Source organism: Streptomyces sp. NPDC059142 (genome assembly GCF_042755665.1).
Classification (GTDB): Bacteria; Actinomycetota; Actinomycetes; order Streptomycetales; family Streptomycetaceae; genus Streptomyces.
This window is the reverse complement of sequence record NZ_JBHZDA010000005.1, coordinates 2,415-18,670: the sequence shown is the minus strand read 5'-3', so window position 1 is coordinate 18,670 and position 16,256 is coordinate 2,415. Positions and strand designations below refer to the sequence as shown.

The window sequence follows — 16,256 nt, the reverse complement described above, 5'->3', positions numbered from 1 at the left end:
GGCGGCCCCCCCCGGGGGGGGGCCCGCCCGCCCGCCGCCCGCCCACCGGGGGCCCGGCGCGGGCCGCGCGCCGGGGGGGGGGGGCCGGGCGCGCCGGTGGACGAGGCCCGCGCTCCGCATCTCGTCGAGCGTGGACACCCCGTCCTCCGCGGCCACATGCCCGTCGTGCGGACCACTGTCCAGCGGATGCCGGGCCACGGACACCACGCTCCCCCGTACGCCGACCCGTACCGCCAGCGCGGTCGGCCGCTGCGCCGCGATGCGGGGCACGGACAGCGGGCGGGGGCGGACACGGCCCGGGAGCGGTTCCAGACCGAGCAGCGCGTAGCAGCGGGTGCGGAGGTGGTCCAGCGAACGTTCCCGCTGGTCGAAGGCGGCAGCGGCCAGGGCCCTCGTGTCCCCCGTACGGTGGCCGGTGACGGCCGCGTCGATCACCGCGGCCGGCGGTTCGTCCGGCGCGAGCCGCGGTACCCGGGCGAGGAGCCCGGCCATCGGGCTGGCCGCCAGCAGCTCCGTACCGCCGTCGTAACAGCCGATCAGGGGCAGGTCCAGGGCGGCGGGGTAGAGCGCGGACGAGCCGTGGTCGGTCAGGACGCAGTCCGCGGCGCTGAGCACGGCGGCCCACTCCTCGTGGGGGCGCGCCACCAGCAGCCCGGCGGCGAGCGCGGGCGCCAACTGCTCCCGCAGGGTGAACCTGCCCAGCCTGCTGTGGACATTGGGGTGCAGCACGAGGGCCACCTGGTAGGCGTCGTACGGCAGTTCGGCGGTCAGCCGCCGGGGCAGTCCGGGCCGGCGCGCGAGCAGTGACTCGGGCCCCCACGTCGACACCACGGCCACCAGCCGCCGTCCGCCGGTGCCGAGCGCGTCCCGGTACCGCTCCCGGCGGGTGCGGGAGGCCAGCACGCGGTCCAGCGTCGGATCCCCGACCACGGCGGCCCGGTGCGCGGCGGCCGGCGCCTCGCGGGCGAGCCGGGCCAACTGGTCGGGGTGCGCGAGGGCGTGCAGGGCGGCGAGCGGGACGCCGCCGCGCAGGAGCTGCCGTGTATGGAGCCCGGACGCCGAGTCGTCCGTCGAGGTGTGGGGGAGCCGCTTGTTGAACCCGGCGCCGTGCGGCAGCAGCACCAGCGGGCCGGGCAGCTCGTGCAGCGGTCCGTTGGGGCTCGCCGCCACCACCAGGTCGTGCCCGCCGCGTACCGCCTCCGACCAGGGGATCGTCCGGGCGCCCGCCCCGTCGAGCGCGGCGAGCGCGTCCGTACTGAAGTCGGAGCCGGGGACCAGAGTGAAGACCGGGCGGACCCGGTGGTCCCCGGCGAAGGCGGGGAGCGTGTCGAGCAGCCGGTTGAGCGCGGTGGCGGAGCGTACGGCGTACAGAACGGTCCGCAGCGCCGGTGCCGTACCGCTGCCGCCGCCGGTGTCGTCGGCGCTCGGCACGGACGGTGTGGAGCCCGCGGATACGGCGCTTCCCGGGGTCTGCGAGGGGTCCCCGGGCCCGGGACGGCACGACGGCATGGTCGCAGACTCTACCTCCGGCGCCTCATCCGTAGCGCGGGAGCACGCCGGTGCAGCGGCGCGGGACACGCCGGCGCAGGGCGGGAGCACGCCGGAAAGCCTGCCGCCCGGGGGCCGGGGCGGTTTCCCGGCCCGGTCCGGTGCGACAGGCTTCGACAGGCTTCCCCGTCCGTTCCGTGTGCGGCGCGTCCGTGTCCTCGCGGCCGATCCGTCAGCCGCTCACGCGCCCCGTGGAGAACGTCAGGCGGTGTGCAGGGTGAGGCCGTAGCGGTTGAGGATCGGCTTCAGCGGCTGGAAGAACGTCGTACCGCCGCTGGTGCAGTTGCCCGAACCGCCCGAGGTGACACCCTGGGCCTGGTCACCGCTGATGTAGGAGCCGCCCGAGTCGCCGCCCTCGGCGCAGACGCTGGTCTGCGTCATGGAGTACACGGCGCCCTGGGAGTAGTTGACCGTGACGTTCTTGGCCTGGACGTTGCCGCAGCGCCAGTGCGTCGTGGAGCCGGAGCGGCAGATCGAGGCGCCGATCGCGGCCTCGTTGGAGCCGCGCACGAGCTGGTCGGAGACGGTGCCCCAGCCGAGGACGACCGGAACGGTCCACCAGCCGCTGCCGACGTTCACCCACGCGTAGTCGTTGCCGGGGAAGGTCGAGCCCTGGAAGTTGCCGATGTACGAGTTGTCCCAGCCCCGGACCTGGGCGCCGGTCGAGCCGCAGTGCCCGGCGGTGACGAAGCCGCCCTGCACCGAGAAGCCGATGGAACAGCGGACGTTGCCCGTGTAGTACGGGTCGCCGCCGACCGTGCCCGCCGCGAAGGTCGTCGGGGCCTCGGCGGTCTCGGCGATCGTGACGGGGCCGGCCTCGCGGGCCTGGGCCACGAAGGCGCGGACATCGTTGTCGTTCTTCCGCGCGGCCACGACGTCCACCACGACCTGGTTGGTCCTGGTGTCGACGCGCCAACTGCTGACACCGGCCGGCGCGTCGTCGGCGAACGCGTCGATCCGGTCCTTCGCCGCGTCGAGCTGCCGCTCGCTGTGCTTGACGAGGCGTACGGTCGCTCCGGTCGCCCGTATCGCGTCGGCCTTCGCCGCGTCGGTGACGGCGACGGTCAGCTTGCCGCTGTCCGCGTTGAACCAGGCGCCGCCGTACGACGCTCCCGCCGCGCGCTTCGCCTTGGTCTCGACGGCGGCGGCGGTCTTCTCCGCGGCCATCCGTGCCACGGCCTGGCTCTCGGTCAGGCCGAAGTCCTTCTGCATCGCCGCGAGCATGCCCGCGGAGGCGGGGGCCTTGGCGTCGGCGCCGGTGGCGGGGGTGGCGGCCGCGGGCGCGATCCCTGCGGTCACCCAGGTGCCGAGGAGGAGGAGCGCGGAGAGTCCGGTGCGAACAACAGTCGTACGTCTCAAGGGAGTTGCCCTTCTGTGTTCCAGCAGCGTGGGGGTGGAACAGCAGCGCCTGAGAGCGCTTCCAAGCGATGCCAGGCGGAGCGTAACCGAGGGACGCGTGACAGGTCCATACCAAGGGTTGTGTGCGTCGGGGCGCCGGGCCGCCGCCCCTCCGCCTCCCTCGATGTCCCCCGGTGCGATCGTTTAATCCTTCGAGCGCGGGTTGTTGGCTTGTTAGGGTCGACGGCGTGGCGAAACTCAATCAGATAATCGCGGTCGAAAAGGGCGTCAAGTCCAAGACCCACCAGGACCTGACGGCGGCCCATCACGGACTCCAGAAGCCGGCGCTGCTGGCCGGGATTTCCCGTACGTACCAGGCGAAGGACGAGGAGGGCGAGCAGCTTCCGCCCGAGTCCACCCGGGTCCAGGTCAAGGCCGAGGACGTCCTGCGCGAGACCGCGAAGACCCTGACGCGCCTGTTCGACGTGACCGCGACGAAGGACTGGGCGAACTGCACGGCCCGCGCCGATGTCACCGTCGACGGACGGGTGCTGGTGAGCGACGCGCCGGTGGCGTATCTGCTCTTCCTGGAGAAGCAGCTCACCGACCTCAACACCTTCGTGCGCAAGCTGCCGGTGCTGGACGCGGCGGAGTCCTGGAGCCAGGACCCGTCTACGGACGACTGGAAGACGGAGGCGGTACGCACCCTCCGTACGAAGAAGGTGCCGCGCAACCATGTGAAGGCGGAGGCCACGGAGAAGCACCCGGCACAGGTCGAGGTGTACTACGAGGACATTCCCGTCGGTTACTGGACCACGGTGAAATTCAGCGGAGCGCTGCCGGCCCGCCGGGTCAACGAACTGCTCGACCGGGTGGAGAAGCTTCAGCAGGCGGTGAAGTTCGCCCGCGAGGAGGCGAACAGCGCCGAGGTCACCGACGAGCGGGTGGGGGACGCCGTGTTCGGCTACCTGTTCGGGTAGTCTCGCTCGGGTGGAACAGAGCAGTTCCCAAGGATTCCCCGGCCGTCGGGGCAGGGCTTGAGCCCTGTTCCGGTGTGTGCCGGGGTGCGCGAGGAGCGCAAGCTGAAACTGAGGCTTGTCGTGAACGGCGCGGTTCCAGTGGAGGTTCGAGTCCTCCCCGCGGCACATCCGTACGGATGGACGGGCCGCGGTAGCCCAACGGGCAGAGGCAGACCGCGATCAATCTCAGACTATTGCTCCAGACTCAGCATTCGCCGCCGATCGCCGGATCGAACGGGCCCAGGCCCCGGACGTCGAAATGCCGGTTCAACTCCGGCCTGCGCAGCTCGATGCGCGGTGGTCCAAAGGCAGGACGCGGCGACTTCATGAATGACCTGGGCTCTTAAACGTGCCGGCGTGCCAGATGGGTGGCAACTCAGGGCCCGGGAGGTTGGCTACGCCCCCGGGTCCGCTCCTTTTTCCGCCTGACACTCGCTACTGGCGGTATCCGCCCAGGAAGCGTCCGATACGGCTGATGGCCGCGTCGAGGTCGTCGGCGTACGGGAGGGTGAGGATCCGGAAGTGGTCGGGGCGCGGCCAGTTGAAGCCCGTCCCCTGCACGACCTGGATCTTCTCGCGCAGCAGCAGGTCCAGCACGAACCGTTCGTCGTCGTGGATCCTGTGCACCTTCGGGTCGAGCCGGGGGAACGCGTACAGCGCGCCCTTCGGCCGGACGCACGACACGCCGGGGATCTCGTTCAGCTTCTCCCACGCGCGGTCGCGCTGCTCGTACAGCCTGCCTCCGGGCGCGGTCAGCTCCTTGATGGACTGACGCCCGCCGAGGGCGGCCTGAATGGCGTACTGGGCGGGCGCGTTGGGGCACAGGCGCATCGACGCGAGCATCGTGAGCCCTTCGAGATAGCTGCGCGCGTGCTGCTTCGGGCCGGTGACCAGGAGCCAGCCCGAGCGGAAACCGGCCACACGGTACGTCTTCGAGAGCCCGCTGAAGGTGAGGACGACCAGGTCGGGGGCGAGGGAGGCGGCGGTGTGGTGGACCGCGTCGTCGTAGACGATCTGGTCGTAGATCTCGTCGGCGAACACCATGAGCTGGTGACGGCGGGCGAGATCGAGGATGCCCTCGACGATCTCGCGCGGATAGACCGCGCCGGTCGGGTTGTTGGGGTTGATGATCACCACGGCCTTGGTGCGGTCGGTGATCTTCGACGCCATGTCGTCCAGATCGGGGTACCACTCCGCCGACTCGTCGCAGAGGTAGTGCACCGGCCGGCCGCCCGCGAGCGTGGTGACGGCGGTCCAGAGCGGGAAGTCGGGGGCCGGGATCAGCACCTCGTCGCCGTTCTCCAGCAGCGCCTGTACGGCCATGGAGACCAGCTCGGAGACGCCGTTGCCGAGGAAGACGTCGTCGACCGTGACCTCGTTCAGCCCGAGCGCCTGGTAGCGCTGGGCCACGGCGCGGCGCGCGGAGAGGATGCCCCGCGAGTCCGTGTAGCCGTGCGCCTGCGGCAGCATCCGGATCATGTCCTGGAGGATCTCGTCCGGCGCCTCGAACCCGAAGAGCGCGGGGTTGCCGGTGTTGAGGCGCAGCACGCTGTGGCCCGCCTCCTCCAGCGCGTCGGCGTGTTCGATCACCGGGCCGCGGATCTCGTAGCAGACCTCACTGAGCTTGCTCGACTGCCGGAATTCCATGCGGTGGCCTCCCCGACCTTGAGTGCGATACTTGGTTTTACCAAGTGTGAGCTTGGAAAGTCCAACGACATGTCTAGACTGCGTCGCATGCCACGTCGCCGAAGCTATGACCAGTACTGTGCCGCCGCCCGCGCCCTCGACGCCGTGGGCGACCGATGGACGCTGCTGATCGTCCGTGAACTGCTGGCGGGGCCGCGCCGCTACACCGATCTGCACGCGGATCTGCCGGGCGTCAGCACGGATGTGCTCGCCTCCCGGCTGAAGGACATGGAGCGCGACGAACTGGCCACGCGGCGCAGGCTGCCCCCGCCGGCCGCCGCGTACGTCTACGAACTGACCGAGCGGGGGCGGGGGCTGCTGCCGGTCCTCACCGCGCTGGCGGAATGGGGCGCTCCGGCGCTGGAGGAGCGCCGCCCCACGGACGCGGTACGGGCCCACTGGTTCGCCGTACCGCTGCTGCGGGCGCTGTCGGGGCCGCTCGGCGCCCCGGGGGCCGAGGGCGTGGTGGAAGTCCGGCTCGACGAGGGCGTGTTCCACCTCCGGCTCGGGGACGAGGACGCGGACCGGGCGGTACGGGACGCCGCCCGGCCGGTGTACGGCGACGGCCCCGCGCCCGGTCCCGACGCCTGTCTGACCCTGGACGCCGACACCTGCCGCGCGCTCGGCGCGGGCACGCTGACGGTCGCGGACGGGGTACGCGACGGGCGGATCGACGTGGCGGGGGAGGGGACGCTCGCGAAGGCCCTGCGGGGGGAGTGAGGCACGGCCGGGGACGCAGGGGGCGCGGGCCGGGCGGGGGCGTCCGGGGGCGTCCGGGGGCCGCCGAGGGGCGGGGACGGCCAGGTGTGGGAGCGGCCGGAGGCGGAGGCGGTCAGGGGCGAGTGCCCCACGTCAACCTCGCGCCGCTCCGTTCGCCCGGAGGCTGGACGATGATGGACCGGTGCGACTCGAAGCGATCACCTGGGACCGGCTGACCGAGACCGTCGCCGACCGGCTGCTGGAGACGCCGGCGGCCGACGGCGGCCCCTGGCTGCGCGTCGCCTTCGACGGCGCCCCGGCCGCCCGCCCGGACCGCTCGGCCGCCGCGCTCGCCCAGGCGCTGCGGGTACGGGGGCGTTCGGTGCTGGTCGTCGGGGCGGGCGGCTTTCTGCGCCCGGCCTCGCTGCGGTACGAGTACGGGCGCGAGGACCCCGACACGTACTACAGCGGATGGTTCGACACCGGCGCCCTCTGGCGCGAGGTGCTCGGCCCGCTGGACCCGGGCGGCACGGGGCTGGTCCTGCCCGACCTCTGGGACCCGGTCACCGACCGGGCCACCCGCACCCCGCGCCGCGAACTCGCCCCGGGCGGGGTGCTGGTGGTGCACGGGCCGCTGCTGCTGGGGCACTGGTTCCCGTTCGACCTCACGGTGCATCTGCGGCTGTCACCGGGGGCGCTCCTGCGCCGCACGGAACCGGGCGAGCGCTGGACGCTCCCCGCCTTCGAGCGGTACGAGACGGAGGTGGACCCGGCCGCGAGCGCCGATGTGGTCGTACGGGCCGACGACCCGCGCCACCCCGCGTGGAGCGGCCTGCGCCCCGCCTGACCGGCGCGCGGCCGGCAACCTCGGCGCGTCCGTGGTCCCTGGCCGACTCCCCGCTGCACCGGTGCTGTTCTGCTCCCGTGCCGTTCACTCAGGTGCCGGTGCCGGTGCCGGTCGGCCGCCCGGGATCTCCACCGCCCGCGCGCCCGCCCGGCAGCCGGCCCGCGCCGCCCGCGCCGGGTCCGCCCCGCCGAGGCGCGCCGCCAGGAAGGCGCCGGTGAAGGCGTCCCCCGCGCCCGTCGAGTCCACGGCGCGTGCCGGGGACGCCGGGACCCTGGCCGTCACCGCGCCCCGCTCGGCCACGAGCGCCCCGTCGCCGCCCAGCGTCACCACCGCGACCGGCACCCGCCTGCTCAGCTCGGCCGCCGCGTCCGCCGGGTGCGGCAGCCCCGTGAGCAGCCGGGCCTCGTCCGCGTTGGGGAGCAGGGTCTCGGCGCCCTCGACCGCCGCGAGGAAACGATCCGCCCCCAGCTCCTTGAGGAAGCCCGCGGAGGCGGGGTCCACACTCACCGGAACGCCGCGCTCCAGCGCCGAGGCCAGCGCGGCGAGAGCCAGCGGCCGGCTGGTGTCGGCGAAGAAGAGATAGCCGGAGAGATGGAGCCGTCCGACCCCGTCGAGCAGCTCCGGTGACCAGACGGCGGGCGACAGGCGCAGCGCGGCGCCGCTGTCGGTCAGCAGGGTGCGCTCGGCGGTCGCGTCGACCAGACAGACGACGGTGGCCGTCGGCGCCCGCGCGTCGACGACGAGGCGGGCCCGTACCCCCGCGCGCCGCAGCCGTTCCGCGTGCCAGTCCCGGGCGTCCGCGCCCACCCCGGCCAGCAGCCGGACATCCGCGCAGCCGGTGTGCGCGGCCCAGCAGGCGGCGTTCGCCCCCGAGCCGCCCGGCAGCGTACGGATCTCGGCTGCGGTGTCGGTCCCGTGGGCCAGTGGGGTGCCGTACCGCGCCACCACATCGGTGACCACGTCACCGATCACCAGCAGCCCCGTCCCCGGGCGGCCGTGGCGGCCCGTCATCTGCCGCCGTCCTTCGGCCCGGCGGGGGATCCGGGAGCCTCCGGGGCCGTCCACGCGGCGGCGATCCGCGCGGCGAGCCGCACCGTGCCGCGTACCGCCGCGAGATTGGCCTCCAGCGAGGCGCCCGAGGTGCGGCGCGCCAGCAGGTCCAGCAGGAACGGGGTGACGGCCTGGCCGCCGATGTCCCGCTCCGCGCAGACGGCGAGCGCCTCGGCGAGCACCCGGTCGTGCAGCTCCGGATCGAGCTGGTCCGCCTCCGCGACGGGGCTGGCCACGACGAGCGCCGTGTCCGGGCCGCCCAGCGCGTCCTGCGCGGCCATCACCGCGGCGACCTGTTCCGGTGTGCGCACGGTCCAGTCGACGGGCTCGCCCGAGGAGGACAGGTAGAAGCCGGGGAAACGTTCCGTCCCGTAGCCGAGGAGGGTGACCCCCAGCGTCTCCAGCCGCTGGAGGGTCGCCGGGACGTCCAGGATCGACTTGACCCCCGCGCAGACCACCGTGATCCGGGTCCTGGCCAGCAGCCGCAGATCGGCCGACTCGTCCTGGGTCTCGGTCCAGCCGCGGTGCACCCCGCCCAGGCCGCCCGTCGCGAAGACCCGGATCCCGGCGCGCGCGGCGAGAAACGCGGTGGCGGACACGGTCGTCGCGCCGTCGGCGCCCGCCGCGATCGCGGGCGCCAGATCACGGTGGCCCAGCTTCCGTACGGAGCCGTCCCGGGCGATCCGCCGTAACTGGTCCCGGTCCAGGCCGACATGGGGGCGGCCGTCCAGGACGGCCACGGTCGCGGGGACGGCGCCACCGGCGCGTACGAGCCCTTCCAGCTCCTCGGCGACGGCGAGATTCCGGGGCCTCGGCAGACCGTGCGCGATGATCGTCGATTCCAGGGCGACCACGGGGCGCCCCGTGGCCAGCGCCTCCCGTACCTCGGGGGAGAGCTGCGATGTGGTGCCTGCTGTGTCGGGCATGTCCCCATCCCTGGCACCCGGGGGGCTCACGCAAACGTGCCCGCGCGCCCGCCGGCGGCCCGACGGCCGGAAACATCCCCCGTCCTAGAAGAGCGGCTCCGGAAGCACCCCCTCCAGGGCCAGCAGGCGCCTCTTCGTCTCCAGCCCGCCGCCGAAGCCGCCCAGCCCGCCGTGGCTCTCGACCACGCGATGGCACGGCACGACCACCGGCAGCGGGTTGGAGCCCATCGCCACGCCGACGGCCTGCGCCGCCGTGGGGCGGCCCACCCGCCGCGCCAGATCGCCGTAGCCGACCACCGTGCCGTACGGGACACCCGCCGCCAGTTCCCGCAGCACCTGGCGGTTGAAGCCGGAGGAGAGCGTCCAGTCCAGCGGCAGGCCGAACTCCCGCAGTTCACCCGCGAAGTACGCCGCCAGCTCGCGTACCGCCTCCGTCAGCAGGCCGGAGGCGGACTCGGCCGGCTCGGCGCCCAGATGGTCCCTGAGCTGGGCGAGCGCTCTCTCCCGTACGCGTGGCTCCGCGTGGAGGACGACGCGCACCAGCCCCCGGTCCGTCCCCGCCAGCAGCAGCGGACCGATGGCGCTTTCGACGACGGCCCACTCCACCGGCGACACCGGCGACCGCCCGTACCCGTTCATGGGAACCACGGTACGGGCCGCCACCGACAACGCTCCTGACCGGCGACGACGGGGGCCGGCCCCGGCTCGGCCGGCCAGGTCAGCCGATCGCGTCCCGCACCACGTCGGGGTTGTTGGTGATGATGCCGTCCACGCCGAGGTCCCTGACGCGTACCGCGCCCGCCGCGTCGTTGACCGTCCACGTGCTCACCGTCAGCGGCTTGCCGTGCGCGCCCTTGAGACGGTGCACCGCCGCCACGTACTCCTCGGTCAGCGAGGTGTGCGTCGGGTTGATCTGGTCCGTGAACGCCGCGTACGACGGGAGTTGTGCCACCGGGGGCGTGCCGAGGAAGCCCGTCGTGATGTCGGGCCGCCCCTGGTGCACGGCGCGGACGCTGTCCGCGCTGAAGCTCTGGATCACGAGCTTGTTCCTGACGTGCGCCCGGTCCAGCCAGCCTTCCTGGCGCAGCACCCGCAGGATGTCGTTCTCGATGCCCGGATACAGCTCGGGGGACTTGATCTCCAGGAGCAGCTTCTGCTGGTTGGCCTCGACCGCGCGCAGATACTGCTCCAGCGTCGGTACGCGGGTGCCCGCCCACCGCTCGCCGAACCAGCTCCCCGCGTCCAGGCGGGCGATCTCCGCGGCGGTGAAGTCCTTGACCTTCCAGGGCGCCCGGTCGGGGAAGACCCGCTCCACGTCCGTGGTGCGCGGGAGGCTGTCGTCGTGGATCACGACGAGCCGGCCGTCCTTGGTCCGCTGGACGTCGTTCTCCACCCAGTCGATGCCCAGCGCGTCGGCCGCGTCGACGGCCGGAAGGGTGTTCTCCGGCGCGTAGGCGGAGGCGCCGCGGTGCGCGATCACGAGCGGGCTCCCGCACCGTGCCGCCGGGTCCGCGGTGGCGGTGGCGGCCGTGGCGGTGCCCGGGAGGATCAGGGCCGAGACCCCGAGCAGTGCGGCGGCCGTGGTGACTGAGGTGCGTGCGTACACGTGGACTCCTCGCGTCGTGAGGTGGTCGTGAAGGGGGGTGTGCGGTGGGACGGTCCGCCCGAGGGTGACACCCTTCGGCCAACAGGAGACAGGCGAAGGACGGCCACGACATGAAGTCACAGCATGAGGTGGCATCGTGAAGACACGCCGGGGGAGAACTGTCCGGGAGTTGTGGATACGTCGGTTCGGGACGACCCCTGTCGATAAATCGCCGAGTACCTGTTTGAATCCAAGGCCGACCGTCCTACCTTCCCGAAACCAGCGCATCCGTACAGTGACCACAAGGGGCGAAGGGCAAACCGACATGCAGGGCACCATCGATGGATTCAGCTACGGCCTCGTCACACCCGTGGTGGCCTTTCTCATGGCCTGCCTCGGCTCGGCGCTGGGCCTGCGCTGCACCATGAGGTGCCTGCGGACCCGGCGCGCCTGGAAACCGGGCGGGCTGGCGCTCGGCGCCGCCTCGATCGGCTCCGGTGTATGGACCATGCACTTCATCGCGATGACGGGGTTCGTCGTCGTGGAGGCGCCCGTCGGCTACGACCGGCTGACGACCTTCGCCAGCCTGGCGGTGGGCATCCTCATGGTCGGCATCGGGATCTTCATCGTGGGCTACCGCGCGACGACCCCGATGGCGCTGCTCACCGGCGGGACGATCACCGGCCTGGGCATCGCCACCATGCACTACCTGGGCATGGCGGGGCTGCGGCTCGACGGCGGGAACATCGGCTACGACACCGTGACCGTCGCCGTCTCCGTGCTGATCGCCGTCATCGCCGCCACCGGCGCCCTGTGGGTCGTCGTCTCGCGCCGGGGGTTCATGGCCAGCCTGGCCGCCAGCCTCGTCATGGGCGCCGCGTCGACCGGTATGCACTACACGGCGATGGCCGCCGTCCACGTCCACCTGGAGGAGACGTCCGGCGCCGCGACCGGCGAACGGGCCGCCGAACTGCTCGTCCCGATGCTGATCGGCCCGGCGGTCTTCCTGCTGCTGGCGAGCGTCGCGGTGGTGGTCGACCCGCTGCTGCTGACCGGCGGCAGGGAGCCGTCCACGGGCTCCGGGTCCGGCTCGTGCGGGCGCTCCGGGGTGCCCACGCAGCGGATCAGGTCCCGCCCGGCCTACCGCGAACCGGCCGACAGGACCGCCGCCCGCACCCCGCGCCGCAGCCCTCCGGACGTCCACGACTGGTGATCCCCGCCCCGCCGCACGCCTGATCCGGGGCCGCCGCGGGAGCCGCTCGGGACCCCACTGTCAGTGCGGGGTCGTACGGTGGATCCATGCGGCCCGTTTCCAAGATCGAACGTACGGTGGCGCCTTTCGAGGTCGTCAGCTCCTACCAGCCCAGCGGCGACCAGCCCACGGCCATCGCCGACCTGGAGCGGCGTGTGCGCGCGGGGGAGAAGGACGTCGTCCTGCTCGGCGCGACCGGCACGGGAAAGTCGGCGACCACCGCCTGGATGATCGAGAAGCTTCAGCGCCCCACCCTGGTGATGGCGCCGAACAAGACGCTCGCCGCCCAGCTCGCCAACGAGTTCCGCGAGCTGCTGCCCCACAACGCCGTCGAGTACTTCGTCTCGTACTACGACTACTACCAGCCCGAGGCGTACGTCCCTCAGTCGGACACCTACATCGAGAAGGACTCCTCGATCAACGAGGAGGTCGAGCGGCTGCGGCACTCCGCGACGAACTCCCTGCTCACCCGGCGTGACGTGATCGTGGTCGCCTCGGTCTCCTGCATCTACGGCCTCGGCACGCCCCAGGAGTACGTGGACCGGATGGTGCCGCTGAAGGTCGGCGAGGAGCTGGACCGCGACCAGCTCCTGCGCCGCTTCGTCGACATCCAGTACACGCGCAACGACCTGGCGTTCACCCGGGGCACCTTCCGCGTCCGCGGCGACACCATCGAGATCTTCCCGGTCTACGAGGAGCTGGCCGTCCGCATCGAGATGTTCGGCGACGAGATCGAGGCGCTCTCCACGCTGCACCCGCTCACCGGCGAGGTCATCAGCGACGACCAGGAGCTGTACATCTTCCCGGCCAGCCACTACGTCGCGGGACCCGAGCGCATGGAGAAGGCGGTCAACGGCATCGAGCGGGAGCTGGAGACCCGCCTGGCCGAGCTGGACAAGCAGGGCAAGCTCCTGGAGTCCCAGCGCCTGCGCATGCGGACGACGTACGACATCGAGATGATGCGCCAGATCGGCTCCTGCTCCGGGATCGAGAACTACTCGATGCACTTCGACGACCGCTCGCCCGGCAGCGCGCCCAACACCCTCCTCGACTACTTCCCCGAGGACTTCCTGCTGGTCATCGACGAGTCGCATGTCACCGTCCCGCAGATCGGCGCGATGTACGAGGGCGACGCCTCCCGCAAGCGCACCCTGGTCGACCACGGCTTCCGGCTGCCGTCCGCGCTCGACAACCGGCCGCTGAAGTGGGAGGAGTTCCAGGAGCGGATCGGCCAGACCGTCTACCTCTCGGCCACGCCCGGGGCGTACGAACTCTCCCGCTCCGACGGGTTCGTCGAACAGATCATCCGCCCCACCGGGCTCGTCGACCCCGAGGTCGTCGTCAAGCCCACCGAGGGCCAGATCGACGACCTGGTGCACGAGATCCGCGAGCGCACCGCGAAAGACGAGCGCGTCCTGGTGACCACCCTCACCAAGAAGATGGCGGAGGACCTCACCGACTACTTCCTGGAGCTGGGCATCCAGGTCCGGTACCTGCACAGCGACGTGGACACGCTCCGCCGCGTCGAGCTGCTGCGCGAGCTGCGCGCGGGGGAGTACGACGTCCTCGTCGGCATCAACCTGCTGCGGGAGGGCCTCGACCTGCCGGAGGTCTCCCTCGTGGCGATCCTCGACGCCGACAAGCAGGGCTTCCTGCGCTCCGGCACCTCCCTCATCCAGACCATCGGCCGCGCCGCGCGCAACGTCTCCGGCCAGGTCCACATGTACGCGGACAAGATCACCCCGGCGATGGAGAAGGCCATCGACGAGACGAACCGCCGCCGGGAGAAGCAGACCGCGTACAACACCGAGCGCGGCATCGACCCGCAGCCGCTCCGCAAGAAGATCAACGACATCGTCGCGACCATCGCCCGCGAGGAGGTCGACACCGAAGCCCTTCTCGGCACGGGGTACCGGCAGACCAAGGACGGCAAGGCGAAGACCACACCGGTCCCCTCGCTCGGCGCGCAGCCGGCGAGGAGCGGGAAGGGCGCCGGCACGGGCGCGGTGGTCACCGACCGCCCCGCCGCCGAACTCGCCGGGATCATCGAGGACATGACCGAGCGGATGCGGGCCGCGGCGGCCGAGCTGCAGTTCGAGATCGCCGCCCGGCTCCGCGACGAAGTGGGCGAACTGAAGAAGGAACTGCGGCAGATGAGGGAGGCGGGACTGGCCTGACACGCCGGACACCTGGTGTGTTGCAAGACCGACACAAAAGCGGTCCATGTCTCCTGCCCCGTGCGCGCGACTGCGTAGGGTGCCGCGTACGCGTAACCGCACACGGACGGTTGCGGGGGAAACCATTCGAGAGGGGACAGCGCGTGGTGGACGTAGCGAAGGGCGGCGCGCCGGGGGGCCCTGGGGTCAATCTGACCAAGGGACAGGCCATCAGCCTGGAGAAGAAGGGCGGCGGCTCGCTGACCGCGGTGCGTATGGGGCTCGGCTGGCAGGCCGCGCCACGCCGCGGCCTGTTCGGCTCCCGTACGCGCGAGATCGACCTGGACGCCTCGGCGGTGCTCTTCGCCGACAAGCAGCCGGTCGACGTGGTCTTCTTCCGTCACCTGGTCAGCGACGACGGCTCGGTCCGGCACACCGGGGACAACCTGGTCGGTGGCGCGGGACAGGGCGGTGACGACGAGGCGATCCTCGTCGATCTGGCACGGGTACCGGTCCACATCGACCAGATCGTCTTCACGGTGAACTCCTTCACCGGCCAGACGTTCCAGGAGGTGCAGAACGCCTTCTGCCGCATCGTCGACGAGACCAACGGCCAGGAACTGGCGCGCTACACGCTCGACGGCGGCGGTCAGTACACCGCCCAGATCATGGCGAAGGTGCACCGGGTCGGCTCCGGCTGGCAGATGACGGCCCTCGGCAACCCGGCCAACGGCCGTACGTTCCAGGACCTGATGCCGTCGATCCTGCCGCACCTGTAACCACGGCGCAGGCGGCCGACGTACGCGGCTCCCGGAGGCCGGGCCCCGCCCGCGCCGCCGGGAGCCGCGCCGCCGCTCCGGCGTACCAGGGAGCGCGGCCGGGGGGCCGTGCCCGGACCCCGCGGCCGAGGAACGTGCCCGGACCCCGCGCCCGAGAAGTGCGCCCTCCCGGGGCCGCACCCGAGGAGCGTGCCCCGGAGCCGCACCCGTACCACCCACATCTCAAGAACGACGCGTCACCGACGAGGGGACAGAGGCGATGACGGCCGAGCTGGTACGGGGGCAGAACCACCCCCTGCCCCACACCCGACTGGAGATCCGGGTGACGGCCGGCGCCCCGGTGCTGGCCTGCGCCACACTGGGCGACGCCCAGGGCGCCGTACGCGGCCCCGAATGGATCGCCCACCCCGGCTCGCCCCGCCTCCCCGGCATCGAGGTGTCCCGCCAGGCCGCCGCCTCGCTGCGCTACCACGTCGATCTGGACGTCCTGCCCGAGCAGGCGCATCTCCTGCATGTGCTGCTCGCGCTCCCCGAGGGGACCGGCGGACCCGACCGGTTCGGCGCCACGGCCGCGCCCTTCGCCGCCGTCACCGCCACCGACGGCACCGAGATCGCCAGCTTCACCCTCACCGGCCTGGACACCGAGTCCGCCGTGCTGGCGCTGGAGCTCTACCGCAGACAGGGCGCCTGGAAGGTGCGCGCCGTCGGCCAGGGGTACGCCGGGGGCCTCGCCGAACTCCTCGCCGACCAGGGCCTGCCGCAGGCCGCGAGCTTCGCCGCGGCCGTCCAGGAGGCCGTTGCCCGGCATCTCGCCGGTGCCGTACAGGCCCCCCTGACCGGGGCGACCGGCGCGCAGGACGGCGCGCGGGCCAGGACCGACGCCACCCGGGCCGACGGCCGGCAGCCGTCCGCCGCCCCGCAGCCGCTCCCCGCCGACCCGGCCGCACCACCCGCCACGGCGCCCGGTGCGGCGGCGGGAGGCGCCGCCGGCGCGGTCAACTACACGCACCCCCGCCGGGTGACCGCCGCACCGCCCACCCCGCCGCCCGCCGCACCCCCCGCACCGCCCGGACAGCCGCCCCGCCCGGTCGCCGGGGACGCCACGGGCTGGTCCATGGACGAACGGCTCTACAACCAGGTCTGGGGGATGTTCGAGGACCTGGCCCGCACCGTCGCCGCCTACCGCAGCGCCATGGACTTCGCCGAGTCCCGGATGGACCAGGAGCTGGACCGCGTCCTCTCCGACCCACGCAACCGCGTCGGCGGCGCGGGCGGCGGCGCCCCCGCCGCGGGCCGCGCCCGCCCCCGCGCCCCCGCCGCCCGGGCCCCGCCGGTGGGAGACCGCCGCCGCACCCCACACCGCGCGGGGGC

General features: G+C 72.8%; 14 protein-coding genes. 7 read left to right on the top strand and 7 right to left on the bottom strand.

What is annotated here, in order from left to right; genetic code table 11:
- Together ACFXPK_RS03635 and ACFXPK_RS03630 are read right to left on the bottom strand one after the other, a co-directional pair.
- The coding region (locus tag ACFXPK_RS03635) for a translation initiation factor 2 (RefSeq protein ID WP_385071235.1) at window positions 1-1,431 on the bottom strand (1,431 nt) is incomplete at its 3' end.
- A 318-nt stretch (window positions 1,432-1,749) separates the two neighbouring features.
- Window positions 1,750-2,907, bottom strand: coding sequence for a S1 family peptidase (locus ACFXPK_RS03630; protein WP_385071233.1), 1,158 nt, complete (start codon window positions 2,905-2,907; stop codon window positions 1,750-1,752).
- 227 nt (window positions 2,908-3,134) lie between these two features.
- Between ACFXPK_RS03630 and ACFXPK_RS03625 the strand changes: the two genes are divergently transcribed.
- Window positions 3,135-3,866, top strand: coding sequence for a hypothetical protein (locus tag ACFXPK_RS03625; protein ID WP_384995864.1), 732 nt, complete (start codon window positions 3,135-3,137; stop codon window positions 3,864-3,866).
- 474 nt (window positions 3,867-4,340) lie between these two features.
- Here ACFXPK_RS03625 and ACFXPK_RS03620 read toward each other — a convergent pair whose 3' ends face one another.
- Complete coding sequence (locus tag ACFXPK_RS03620; RefSeq protein WP_384995862.1) at window positions 4,341-5,552, bottom strand: pyridoxal phosphate-dependent aminotransferase; 1,212 nt, start codon at window positions 5,550-5,552, stop codon at window positions 4,341-4,343.
- Between the two features lie 87 nt (window positions 5,553-5,639).
- Here ACFXPK_RS03620 and ACFXPK_RS03615 point away from each other — a divergent pair, with 87 nt between their 5' ends.
- Window positions 5,640-6,311 (top strand): winged helix-turn-helix transcriptional regulator, encoded by a 672-nt coding sequence (locus ACFXPK_RS03615; RefSeq protein WP_384995859.1) that lies wholly within the window; start codon window positions 5,640-5,642, stop codon window positions 6,309-6,311.
- A gap of 181 nt (window positions 6,312-6,492) precedes the next feature.
- Entirely contained in the window at window positions 6,493-7,137 is a 645-nt protein-coding gene (locus tag ACFXPK_RS03610; protein ID WP_385071228.1) for a uridine kinase, read from the top strand.
- An 84-nt stretch (window positions 7,138-7,221) separates the two neighbouring features.
- Here ACFXPK_RS03610 and ACFXPK_RS03605 read toward each other — a convergent pair whose 3' ends face one another.
- The 4 genes from ACFXPK_RS03605 to ACFXPK_RS03590 form a co-directional block, all read right to left on the bottom strand.
- Window positions 7,222-8,148, bottom strand: coding sequence for a carbohydrate kinase family protein (locus ACFXPK_RS03605; protein WP_385071225.1), 927 nt, complete (start codon window positions 8,146-8,148; stop codon window positions 7,222-7,224).
- Window positions 8,145-9,113, bottom strand: coding sequence for a pseudouridine-5'-phosphate glycosidase (locus ACFXPK_RS03600; protein ID WP_384995852.1), 969 nt, complete (start codon window positions 9,111-9,113; stop codon window positions 8,145-8,147). Before ACFXPK_RS03600 ends, ACFXPK_RS03605 begins: the two co-directional genes overlap by 4 nt.
- An 84-nt stretch (window positions 9,114-9,197) precedes the next feature.
- Window positions 9,198-9,752, bottom strand: a complete 555-nt coding sequence (locus tag ACFXPK_RS03595) for a methylated-DNA--[protein]-cysteine S-methyltransferase (protein ID WP_385071222.1) — start codon at window positions 9,750-9,752, stop codon at window positions 9,198-9,200.
- A gap of 79 nt (window positions 9,753-9,831) precedes the next feature.
- Entirely contained in the window at window positions 9,832-10,719 is an 888-nt protein-coding gene (locus ACFXPK_RS03590; protein ID WP_385071219.1) for a glycerophosphodiester phosphodiesterase, read from the bottom strand.
- Between the two features lie 304 nt (window positions 10,720-11,023).
- Here ACFXPK_RS03590 and ACFXPK_RS03585 point away from each other — a divergent pair, with 304 nt between their 5' ends.
- The 4 genes from ACFXPK_RS03585 to ACFXPK_RS03570 form a co-directional block, all read left to right on the top strand.
- Window positions 11,024-11,911, top strand: coding sequence for an MHYT domain-containing protein (locus ACFXPK_RS03585; RefSeq protein ID WP_385071217.1), 888 nt, complete (start codon window positions 11,024-11,026; stop codon window positions 11,909-11,911).
- Window positions 11,912-11,997: 86 nt separating this feature from the next.
- A complete protein-coding gene (uvrB, locus tag ACFXPK_RS03580) occupies window positions 11,998-14,127 on the top strand; it encodes an excinuclease ABC subunit UvrB (RefSeq protein WP_384995843.1) in 2,130 nt (709 codons plus the stop codon).
- A 191-nt stretch (window positions 14,128-14,318) separates the two neighbouring features.
- Window positions 14,319-14,885 (top strand): TerD family protein, encoded by a 567-nt coding sequence (locus tag ACFXPK_RS03575; RefSeq protein WP_384995906.1) that lies wholly within the window; start codon window positions 14,319-14,321, stop codon window positions 14,883-14,885.
- Window positions 14,886-15,144: 259 nt separating this feature from the next.
- Window positions 15,145-16,256, top strand: a 1,112-nt coding sequence (locus ACFXPK_RS03570) for a TerD family protein (RefSeq protein ID WP_385071214.1), incomplete at its 3' end; no start/stop codon positions are given.